This is a genomic window from Planktothrix sp. PCC 11201, from assembly GCF_900009135.1.
Classification (GTDB): Bacteria; Cyanobacteriota; Cyanobacteriia; order Cyanobacteriales; family Microcoleaceae; genus Planktothrix.
In genome coordinates this window covers 131,163-141,855 of the sequence record NZ_LT797699.1, presented here as the reverse complement: position 1 = coordinate 141,855, position 10,693 = coordinate 131,163, and the positions used below count along the sequence as shown (strand labels likewise).

9 protein-coding genes and 1 pseudogene are annotated in these 10,693 nt (G+C 39.1%); 8 read left to right on the top strand and 2 right to left on the bottom strand.

All coding sequences use genetic code 11. From position 1 onward, the window contains the following. From PL11201_RS09265 to PL11201_RS09230, 8 genes and pseudogenes are all read left to right on the top strand, one after another. Nucleotides 1–699: pseudogene (locus PL11201_RS09265) on the top strand (AMP-binding protein); the annotation flags it as partial. Between the two features lie 263 nt (nt 700–962). After that, entirely contained in the window at nt 963–2,753 is a 1,791-nt protein-coding gene (locus PL11201_RS09260; protein ID WP_079678303.1) for a fatty acyl-AMP ligase, read from the top strand. Between the two features lie 165 nt (nt 2,754–2,918). Next, complete coding sequence (locus tag PL11201_RS09255) at nt 2,919–3,398, top strand: phosphopantetheine-binding protein (protein WP_079678302.1); 480 nt, start codon at nt 2,919–2,921, stop codon at nt 3,396–3,398. Continuing rightward, entirely contained in the window at nt 3,391–4,704 is a 1,314-nt protein-coding gene (locus PL11201_RS09250) for an aminotransferase class I/II-fold pyridoxal phosphate-dependent enzyme (RefSeq protein WP_079678301.1), read from the top strand. The genes PL11201_RS09255 and PL11201_RS09250 overlap by 8 nt, the downstream gene beginning before the upstream one ends. A gap of 65 nt (nt 4,705–4,769) precedes the next feature. Then, on the top strand, nt 4,770–6,335 hold the full coding sequence (locus PL11201_RS09245) for a B12-binding domain-containing radical SAM protein (RefSeq protein ID WP_079678300.1): 1,566 nt from the start codon (nt 4,770–4,772) through the stop codon (nt 6,333–6,335). A gap of 285 nt (nt 6,336–6,620) precedes the next feature. Then, nucleotides 6,621–7,664 carry a polyamine ABC transporter substrate-binding protein gene (locus PL11201_RS09240; RefSeq protein WP_079678355.1) on the top strand — a complete coding sequence of 348 codons (1,044 nt, stop codon included), beginning with the start codon at nt 6,621–6,623 and terminating at the stop codon, nt 7,662–7,664. 124 nt (nt 7,665–7,788) lie between these two features. Beyond that, nucleotides 7,789–8,700, top strand: coding sequence for an ABC transporter permease (locus PL11201_RS09235; protein WP_079678299.1), 912 nt, complete (start codon nt 7,789–7,791; stop codon nt 8,698–8,700). A 23-nt stretch (nt 8,701–8,723) separates the two neighbouring features. Beyond that, nucleotides 8,724–9,566, top strand: a complete 843-nt coding sequence (locus PL11201_RS09230) for an ABC transporter permease (protein ID WP_079678298.1) — start codon at nt 8,724–8,726, stop codon at nt 9,564–9,566. A gap of 152 nt (nt 9,567–9,718) precedes the next feature. On the opposite strand, the gene PL11201_RS09225 is transcribed toward PL11201_RS09230, so the two are convergent. Further along, complete coding sequence (locus tag PL11201_RS09225; RefSeq protein ID WP_079678297.1) at nt 9,719–10,162, bottom strand: DUF2442 domain-containing protein; 444 nt, start codon at nt 10,160–10,162, stop codon at nt 9,719–9,721. A gap of 132 nt (nt 10,163–10,294) precedes the next feature. Continuing rightward, nucleotides 10,295–10,567, bottom strand: coding sequence for a DUF4160 domain-containing protein (locus PL11201_RS09220; protein ID WP_079678296.1), 273 nt, complete (start codon nt 10,565–10,567; stop codon nt 10,295–10,297). Between the last annotated feature and the right edge of the window lie 126 nt (nt 10,568–10,693).

Below are 10,693 nucleotides of genomic sequence, written 5' to 3'. Positions count from 1 at the left end.
CCTGCCCCCCGTGCCTCCCCTGCCCCCCCTGCTCGCTCTTTCGTCAGTTGTGGGTTTCCCTGGTTAGGGGATGAGGTAATAATTGTCGATCCTGAAAAATTAACGCGACGAGACGCGGATCAAGTTGGTGAAATATTAGTATGGGGGAAAGGTGTAGGTTTGGGATATTGGGATAAAACCGAAGACACGGAAACAACCTTTAAGGTTTATGTAGAAGGACGGGGGCCCTATTTACGCACGGGAGATTTAGGATTTTTATGTGATGGGGAATTGTATATTACTGGAAGGATCAAAGACATGATGATTCTTTGGGGAAGAAATCGTTATCCCCAGGAAATTGAAGCCACATTAGATACCTGTCACCCGGCTATTCGTAATGGACATAATGCGGCGTTTTCTATTGAGACGGAACTCGGAGAACAGTTAATTATTGTATCAGAAATCGAACGACGTTATTTGCGCAATTTGAACGTTGAAGAAGTGGTTAATGCTATTCGTAAAGCTGTCGCCGAACAGAATACCGTTGATGTGTTTGGGATAGTATTATTGAAAACAGCAACTATTCCTAAAACCACCAGTGGTAAAATTCAACGTCGTACCTGTCGGACTAAATTTTTAGAAGGGAGTTTAGATATTGTTGGACAATGGAAATTAGACACAGAAACCAGTCAATTGTCAGAATTGGCAAATCGTTCTTAAAAGTTAACCATCGTAGGGTTTGTAAGCGATCAGCACCCGCACCATTCCCACTTAAATTGATCATAAAACAACTAGAAAAATTATCAGTAAAAGTTAGATATTTGCTGAATTGAAAAATAGTGACTCTGTGGAAATGAACACAATAAAAAGCTGAAACCCTTTAAATAAAATTAACTAGAGTAATGAACACTCCCTGTGTGTTTACAACTTCTTTGTGTCTTTGTGGTTAAATATAGATAACAAAACCTTACTCAATTTTTTACATGACTGAGCAATTAAATTCCTGGCAATGGACAACGTTAACTGAACTATTACAATATCGGGCAACTTATCAACCAGATAAAATAGCCTATACTTTTTTAGTTGATGGGGAAACCGAAACTGTTACTTTAACCTATCAACAGTTAAACCAAAAAGCCAGAACAATTGCCTCTAAATTACAATCCATTTGTCAACCTCAAAATCCAGTTTTATTATTGTATCAACCAGGATTAGACTATATTAGCGCGTTTTTTGGTTGTTTGTATGCCGGAGTAATTGCAGTTCCCGCCTATCCTCCTAAACCAGATCGATCACTTCCCCGTTTACAGGCTATTATTGCTGATACAAATGCGACTGTTGCGTTAACTACTGAATCTACATTATCAAGTTTACAACGATTTTTTCCACAAATGTCTGATATTGCGCCGTTAAACTGGTTAGCAACAGATACCATAGATTATGAAATCGAAAAAAATTGGCAACCTCACTCTATTGATAGTCAAACTCTTGCCTTTTTACAATATACTTCCGGTTCTACGTCAACCCCCAAAGGGGTGATGATTTCCCATCAGAATTTATTACATAATTTAACCGCAATTTATAATTATTTTGGTCATTCTTCTGAAAGTACGGGGGTAATTTGGTTACCTCCCTATCACGATATGGGATTAATTGGTGGAGTTTTAGAACCTTTATTTGGGGGATTTCCAGTGATTTTAATGTCTCCTTTGATGTTTGTGCAAAATCCGTTACGCTGGTTACAAACTATTTCTAGGTATGGGGCAACTACCAGTGGCGGGCCAAATTTTGCCTATGATTTATGTGTGAAAAAAGTATTAGGAAAAGCCGGGCTAAGTTCACCCCCAAAATTAGAAAATTTAGATTTAAGTAGCTGGGAAGTGGCTTTTAATGGAGCCGAACCGATTTATCATAAAGTCTTAGAACGATTTACTCAAACCTTTGCTCAATATGGGTTTAGGCAAGAGGCTTTTTATCCCTGTTATGGTATGGCGGAAGCGACTTTAATTATTACTGGAGGCTTAAAAACAGCACCGCCAATTTTTAAAACCGTTGATGCTATTGCTTTAGAGAATCATCGGATTGTAGTAATTGATGAAGTGGCTACTAATTTAACAGCCAATACAAAAACATTAGTCGGTTGTGGTCAATGTTTATCGGATCAAAAAATATTAATTGTTAATCCTAAAACCTGGAATATTTGTGAACCAGGAAAAGTCGGAGAAATTTGGGTTTCAGGGCCGAGTATAGGACAGGGATATTGGAATAAACCCCAGGAAACTGAAATGCTGTTTAATGCCTATTTAAAAACGGGGGAAGGGCCGTTTTTAAGGACTGGAGACTTGGGATTTTTAGACCATCAGGAAATATTTATTACCGGAAGAATTAAAGATATTATTATTATTAATGGTCGTAACCACTATCCCCAAGATATTGAATGGACAGTTGAACAAAGTCACCCCCTAATTAGACCCAGTAGCGTCGCCGGATTTTCGATTGATAGGTCGGGAGAAGAACGGTTAGTGATAGCAGCAGAAGTAGAACGTCAATATTGGCAACAAATCCGCATCTGGGATAATAATAACGGTTCTGCCAAAACCTCCCCTCAACAGATGGTTCTTCAGTCCATCCGTCGCGCCGTGTCTCAAACCCATGATTTACAGGTTTATAAAGCGGTGTTGCTAAAACCCGGAACTTTGCCTAAAACCTCCAGTGGTAAAATTCAACGCCATGCCTGTCGTGCTAGTTTTATAGCGGGCAAATTAGGGGAGTAGGGGGAGCAGGGGAGGTCGGGGGAGCAGGGGAAGTAGGGGGAGCGTCCTCGCTCGCTAACAACTATCAACCAACCTGGGGGTGGCTAACAACCATCAACCACCAACTTAAAACAGGATTCTGTTAACTTGGGATGCTAAAGTTTTAGGGTGATGGAGGAGTGATTCATGCAAGTGTTAAATGCGTCTATGAATGGGACAAAACCCCAACAACCATCGGTAACGGTGCATCATCCAGAATCATCGGTGAATGGCATTGAGTCTTTCGAGTCTGTCGCCACAATTGAGGGGTGGTTAGTCAGTCAACTCGCGGAACGGTTGGGTTTAGAAGCGTTGGAGATTGATGTGGAGGAGGATTTTGCCAATTATGGCCTAAATTCCATCGAAGCGATTAACCTCTCTGGAGACTTGGAAACGATTTTGGGACGCCGACTTCCCCCCACCCTGTTATGGGATTATCCCAATATTTGTACTTTGGCTAAATATTTAGCCGATCACAACAACACCTTGGATATGACCCAATATCAAAAAGGGATTTCCCCCGAAGATGCGGAACATCTTTTACATCATCTAGATCAATTATCGGATGCGGATGTCGATACATTATTAAATATTTTATTATCAGAACAGGAAAAAATCAATGATTAATTTATTACCATCTGTTAGTCATTTATCTTGTCAAGAAAAACGCTCACTTTTAGCAGAACTACTTCAAAAAAAAGCAGAATCAGCTTCATTTCCTGAAATCCCTCCTGAATATTATCAAATTGAATACTTTCCCGAATATCTACATCTGAAACAACAACAGCAAGAATTGGCAGATTTAGGATTAGGAAATCCCTTTTTTACTCCCCAGGAGGGAATTGCCAATGATCGGGCTAGGATTCGAGGTCAGGACTATATTAATTATGCCACTTATAATTATTTAGGAATGTGTGGCGATTCCGTGGTTTCCCAATATGCAAAAGAGGCAATTGATCGTTATGGAACTTCCGCTTGTGCTAGTCGGTTATTATCCGGTGAAAAGGTCATTCACCAAGAATTAGAACGGGCGATCGCTGATTTTGTTGGGGTGGAAGATAGTATTGTTTTTGTGGGGGGTCATGCGACTAATGTGACCACGGTGGGGCATTTATTCGGACAACATGATCTGATTTTACATGATGCCCTCAGTCATAATAGTTTATTACAAGGAGCTTTATTATCTGGGGCGACGGCGATCGCTTTTCCCCATAATGATTGGCAAGCTTTAGATCAAATATTGCGAGAAAGGCGCCCTCGTTATCAACGGGTTTTAATTATTGTCGAAGGCGTCTACAGCACCGACGGAGATATTCCCAATTTACCCGAATTTATTCAGGTTAAAAAACATCATAAAGCCTTTTTAATGGTGGATGAAGCTCACTCTATTGGCGTATTAGGAGAACAGGGTCGAGGCATTGGAGAACATTTTGGAATTAATCCCCATGATGTAGATTTATGGATGGGAACTTTAAGCAAATCCTTTGCTAGTTGTGGAGGATATATTGCCGGATCTAAATCATTAATTGAATATCTGAAATATACCGCCCCGGGGTTTGTTTTTAGTGTGGGAATTTCTCCACCCAATGCGGCTTCTGTGATCGCGGCGATTCAGGTGTTGAAAAATGAACCTCAACGGGTAGAAAAATTACATCAAAGAGCTAAATTATTTTTAACTTTAGCGAAAGATCAAGGCTTAAATACCGGGTTAAGTCAAGATTCTCCCGTGATTCCGATTATTGTTGGAGATTCTTGGAAATCGGTACAACTGTCTCAAAATTTGTTCAAGCGGGGGATTAATGTACCGTTTATGTTTTATCCCTCCGTCCCTAAAAATGGCGCACGGTTACGATTTTTTATTACTTGTAACCACAAGGAAGAACAAATTCGTTATACTGTAGACACTCTTGCTGAAGAAGTGGCAAAACTATAGGAAAATCAATGATTTTCCTGGAGCTTTTAAACTTCGGAGTCTGATCTTTTACAGGGTTAATTATAATGCGTGTTCTTTTAATTTATCCCATTTTCCCCCAAAGTTTCTGGTCATTTGAAAAAGCCCTTGCCTTAGTCAACCGGAAAGCTTTACTGCCACCCTTAGGTTTAATTACGGTAGCGGCAATTCTACCTCAAGATTGGGAGTTTAAATTAGTAGACCGTAATGTTCGAGAGATCACCGAAGCAGAATGGAATTGGGCTGAATTGGTGATGGTTTCGGCAATGATTGTCCAAAAGGAAGATTTTTTGGAGCAAATTCGCGAGGCGAAACGACGGGGTAAAAAAGTCGCTGTAGGGGGCCCCTATCCCACCTCCACACCTCAAGCAGCAGAAATTGCTGGGGCGGATTATTTAGTTTTAGATGAAGGTGAAATTACTTTACCGTTATTAGTAGAAGCGATTGAAAGGGGAGATGAAAAAGGGGTTTTTCGCATAGAAGGAGACAAACCCGATGTTACGACATCTCCTATCCCCCGCTTTGATTTATTGGAGAAAGAAGCCTATGATATGATTTCTTTGCAATACTCCCGGGGCTGTCCGTTTCAGTGTGAGTTTTGCGATATTATTGTGTTATATGGACGTAAATCCCGAACGAAAACTCCGGCTCAACTTTTAGCAGAATTAGATAGGTTAAAAGAGTTAAATTTTAGTCAAGGTGTTTTCTTGGTAGATGATAATTTTATCGGCAATAAACGCAACGTTAAGTTATTGCTGAATGAATTAAAAGTCTGGATGAAGGATAATAATTATCCTTTCCGTTTAACCACGGAGGCTTCTATTGATTTAGCTCAGGATCAAGAATTAATGGATTTGATGGTTGAGTGTAATTTTAGGGCTGTATTTTTAGGGATTGAAACTCCCGATGAAGATAGTCTAAATTTAACTAAAAAATTCCAAAATACTCGTGGCTCTTTGAGTGATTCCGTGGAAAAAATTATCCGCTCTGGGTTACGGGTGATGGCGGGATTTATTATTGGTTTTGATGGGGAAGAAACCGGGGCGGGCGATCGGATTGTGCGGTTTGTGGAAAAAACCACAATTCCCATTGCTATGTTTAGTATGTTGCAGGTTTTACCTAATACTGCTCTTTGGCATCGTTTGAAAAAAGAAGGGCGATTAATTGAGGAAACTGGGAATGCCAATCAAACTACCTTAATGAATTTTCGACCGACTCGACCGCTTGAAGAAATCGCCCTAGAATATGTGAATGGATTTTATGAATTATATGATCCTCAACGATATTTAGATCGCACTTATCGTCATTTTATGATGATCGGAGAGCCGAAAACCAATTCCATTGGACGGAAATTAGTGGATATGAAAACAATGCGGGCGCTATTAATTTTATGTTGGTATCAAGGGATTGTGCGGGAAACTCGTTCGACGTTTTGGCGATATTTATGGAATATTTTACGACATAAACCTCGGGTTTTAGATCATTATTTAGTGGTTTGTGGACAGGTAGAACATTTCTATGAATATCGCCAAATTGTTAAGGATCAAATTCAGCAGCAACTGAAAGAGCAACAAGTAGAAAGCCAACGTCAGCTATCGAGTGTAACGCCATAGCTGAGAAACTCAATTTTTATATCGAGAAAACGGGTTTCTGAAGCTCAAGTCTAGGTTTTATTTCTTAGCTGAAATTCAGAAACTCAGTTTTTAGATGATCTAAGATAAAATCTAATCTGTAATTTTTGTGAATTTTTTTCCTATCCTGTGGGAAAATTAAATCCATGGTTTGATTTGTTAAACTTCCACTGAGAAAAAACAGTGTCTCCGACTTATCCACAAAAACATCGGAATTTTAGGGTGGCTCAAACACGACGTCAGTTTTTGCAAACTTCCGTTACTGCGATGGTAGCATCATCCCTGTCAAGCTGTGGTTGGACATTAGCTGAGGTCAAAACCACCCCAAACACTCAGATTTCCTCCGATACCCTGTACATTTACACTTGGTCTGGCTACACGGATCAGGATTTGTTAGATCATTTTCGAGAGGAAACGGGGTTAAAAGTTGTGGCCGATGTCTTCGATTCTAATGAAGCCATGTTAGCCCGACTCCAAGCCGGAGGAGCAAGTGCCTATAGTGTCATCTATCCTTCGGGATATATGGTAGAAAAAATGATCGAAATAGGTCTGTTGGCTGAACTCGATCACTCTTTATTAGTGGGATTAGAGGATTTATTTCCGCAATTTCAAAACCCGATTTATGATCCCGGTGGTCTTCATAGTGTTCCAATTAGTTGGGGAACAACCGGGTTAATTTTTAATCCCAATAAATTAGAAACTCCTCCGAAAGATTGGAGTTATCTCTGGGAATATAAAGATAAATTGTCAAAGCGAATCACGTTACTCAATGATGTGCGGGAAGTCATGGGAGCCTCATTAAGAATGTTAGGCTATTCCTATAATTCTACTGACCCCAATCAAATTCGACAAGCCTATGAAAAATTAGTAGAATTACGGCCAACGATCGCTTCTTTTACCACAGATTCTTGGCGACCTCAAATGATTGTAGGGGACTTGTCAATGGCGATGTGTTATTCCTCCGATGCGGCAGAAATTAGGGAAGAAAATGAAGATTTAAGATATATTACTCCCTATAGTGGATCATCTTTATGGATTGATACAATGGTCATTCCTAAAAGTGCTCCCAACCCCGAAGGTGCCTATAAATGGATTGATTTTATGTTGCGACCTGATGTAGCCGCAACCTTAGTGAAACGATTGAAATTTGCCACTCCTTCGAGATTAGCCTATGAGAAACTGCCGGATGTTTTGAGAAATGATCCGACTTTATTTCCTCCAGAATCAATCCTGGCTCGCAGTGAAATGATTCATGATTTAGGTAAAGCCAATGAAATTTATGAACGGTATTGGACACAGTTAACCAGTTAATTGTTAACTGCTAACCCTTAACCAATCTATAGCAATTGTTAAGGTAATTAGAATATTCAACCCGGGTCAAACTCTCAGAAAAAAATGATTTTTTCCCCATTCGTAATTCGTAATTCCCTGATCTATGACTATTTCACCAAAAACTCCAACGACTTCTTCTCCACCTGCAATCAAAAAAGGCTGGCGACAACTCGGTTCTCAACTCCTTGGCCCCTTAGCACTCTTGGGGCCGTCGGGTCTATGGTTATTACTATTATTAATCCTGCCAACTTTATTGATTTTTCAACTAAGTTTAGTTAAGGATATTCGTCCTGGAGATTTGGTAATTCCCAATGGCATTGATAATTATTTAAGGGTATTTGAACCGATTAATTTATTGGTGATTTGGCGATCGCTCTTTTATGCTTTTGGCACGACCACAATTTGTTTACTCTTAGGATTTCCCGTCGCCTATTGGATTGCTCAATTAGCCCCAAAACAGTGGAGAAACATCATATTATTAGCCTTTGTTCTGCCCCTGTGGACATCTTCTTTATTAAGAACCTACGCTTGGATTACCATATTAAGACCAACCGGAGTATTAAATTCTGTCTTAGGATTAATTGGATTACCCGCCTTAGAACTATTAAATCGAACTCCGGCGGTTTTAATTGGTATGGCCTATAGTTATTTACCCTATATGGTCACGGTTTTATACGCCTCTTTAGAAAAATTAGATCGGCGATTATTAGAAGCCTCCGCCGACCTAGGGGCGCGACCTGTAGAAACATTTTGGAAAGTCACCGTCCCCCAAACCTTACCCGGAATTGCCGCTGGATCTCTGCTGGTTTTTATTAGTTCAATGGGGGATTTTGTCGATCCAGAACTATTAGGAGGAGCCTCCAGTATGACGGTTTCTCGATTAATTTATAACCAATTTTTAGGCTCAACTCAAAATTGGGGCTTTGGTTCAGCCTTGAGTATGGTATTAATTTTGGGGGTGAGTATTGCGATCGCACTTTTAATTAAATATGGAGATGCTAAACCGTCTCGTTAATTAAAATAAATTAGGAAAAATTTATGCAAGAAATCCAACAACAACCCGAGGAGATCCTTGATATGGCTACTAAACCAAAGTTTAGAATTTCTTGGCAGGTAGTTTTTGTCGGTTTGATGTTTTTCTATATGTACTTGCCAATTTTTGTCTTAACATTTTTTAGTTTTAACAAATCTCGGTATAGTGCGGGATGGGAAGGATTTACCTTACAATGGTATGTTAAATTATTCCAAGATGCCAGAATTTTAACCGCTTTAAAAAATAGTTTAACCGTAGGATTTTTTGCCGTAGGAATTGCCGCGATTATTGGCACATTAATGGCTGTAGGATTAGCCCGTTATCACTTCCCCGGAAAAGGATTATATCAAGGAGCGTCCTATTTACCCTTAATTATTCCTGATATCGCCATGGCGGTGGCAACCCTAGTATTTTTAGCCGCCGTTGCCATTCCCCTCAGTTTATGGACAATTGTATCCGCCCATGTTGTCTTTTGTTTAGCCTACGTTGCTTTAGTGGTTTCTACCCGTTTAGCCGATTTAGACCCCCATTTAGAAGAAGCCGCCTTAGATTTAGGAGCAACTCCCATAGAGGCTTTTATTCAAGTCTTATTACCCCAATTAATGCCCGGTATTATATCCGGTTGTTTACTAGCTTTTGTATTAAGTATGGATGATTTTTTAATCGCCAGTTTCACCGCCGGAAGTGGGGCAAATACCTTACCCATGGAAATCTTTAGTCGAATTAGAACTGGCGTCAAACCCGATATTAATGCTTTGAGTGTCATCCTAATTTTAGCCTCTGGATTCCTAGCCTTATTTGGGGAATATTTACGCATTCAAGGAGAAGGAAAACGCCTAAAAAACTAAACCCGTAGTAAGCCCTTCAGGGCTTAATCTTTAGAAATTATTGTTTTAAGCACTGGAATTTGGGAGTTTTTATAACATCATATTTTGAAAAAATGACCAAGGCTGAACTCAGAGCTTATGCTTTTAGTTTTCATACTAACTGTTCCATAAAATTAAACGGTAACTTTCTTAGGTCTACCTCCTTTTTTGCCATTTTTTCGAGCCGCTTCAGATTTTGCTTTTGAGGTAGCTTGACCTCCTTTTCTTCCAAGTTCAGCCATCCAAGATTTTGTGCCAAAAATTCCCATAACTAATTCAGGAATTCCAAAATCTACATCTAAACTATCCCAATGAATACTTTCACCCGATGCTGGCATCCAAACATCGGCTAATTGTTCGGGTGTTGCATCCGCTAAACCTTGCGCGAGTCGAGGCGGAAAACTAAAAATACTACCATTTTTTAAGTGAATTATAATTAAATCTTGATCTTGATTATATTTTACCGAAATGGCTCTAGGTTCGGTTGCTTCTGCTTCTTGCCAAGCTTGTTTAGCTTTAGCAATTTCTTCTAAGAGGTTTTCTTCTGTTAATTCTTTTTCCCAATTTTTATTGCTCATATTTTTAACCTTGCTTACAATTAAATTTTACTTCTAAATTAGCGGACAATCTATCTTTATTTTTTGGATTCAAGGTTCATGAATCACAAACCTTGAATCGGATTTAACCATTTAATTTGGTTTTCTCATGTTTTATCTCCCATGAATTTCTTGCCATTTCTCTAAAAATATTTCCTGATTTTTAGCCACTATTTTTAAAGCAGCAATTATATCTTTATTTGTCATATTAGTATTGCCTTGTACTAAATGAGGTCGTTTTTCTGATGTTCCTATATTGATTTTAGCTTTCATAATATTAGCCTCATTCTTTTTTCCCTTATATACATGAACGTGAGCAGGTTGATGATCGTTAGTATAGATATAGAAATATAAATTACTATTCTGGTCAGAGAAAATTTTGGGCATAAAATCCGAATTACGAGTTATACATTAAATAAAATAATCAATATTAAACAATTAAAATGAATTTTTTGCCCAAAAACAACTTCAGCCGAAAAACTGGACAATCTGATTTTTGGTTGTTATCACCAG

Excerpts from the sequence above, each read along its gene's own strand:
- PL11201_RS09260 (WP_079678303.1), top strand. The coding sequence starts at position 963 with ATGACTGAGCAATTAAATTCCTGGCAATGGACAACGTTAACTGAACTA.
- PL11201_RS09255 (WP_079678302.1), top strand. The coding sequence starts at position 2,919 with ATGCAAGTGTTAAATGCGTCTATGAATGGGACAAAACCCCAACAACCA.
- PL11201_RS09250 (WP_079678301.1), top strand. The coding sequence starts at position 3,391 with ATGATTAATTTATTACCATCTGTTAGTCATTTATCTTGTCAAGAAAAA.
- PL11201_RS09245 (WP_079678300.1), top strand. The coding sequence starts at position 4,770 with ATGCGTGTTCTTTTAATTTATCCCATTTTCCCCCAAAGTTTCTGGTCA.
- PL11201_RS09240 (WP_079678355.1), top strand. The coding sequence starts at position 6,621 with ATGGTAGCATCATCCCTGTCAAGCTGTGGTTGGACATTAGCTGAGGTC.
- PL11201_RS09235 (WP_079678299.1), top strand. The coding sequence starts at position 7,789 with ATGACTATTTCACCAAAAACTCCAACGACTTCTTCTCCACCTGCAATC.
- PL11201_RS09230 (WP_079678298.1), top strand. The coding sequence starts at position 8,724 with ATGCAAGAAATCCAACAACAACCCGAGGAGATCCTTGATATGGCTACT.
- PL11201_RS09225 (WP_079678297.1), bottom strand. The coding sequence starts at position 10,162 with ATGAGCAATAAAAATTGGGAAAAAGAATTAACAGAAGAAAACCTCTTA.
- PL11201_RS09220 (WP_079678296.1), bottom strand. The coding sequence starts at position 10,567 with ATGCCCAAAATTTTCTCTGACCAGAATAGTAATTTATATTTCTATATC.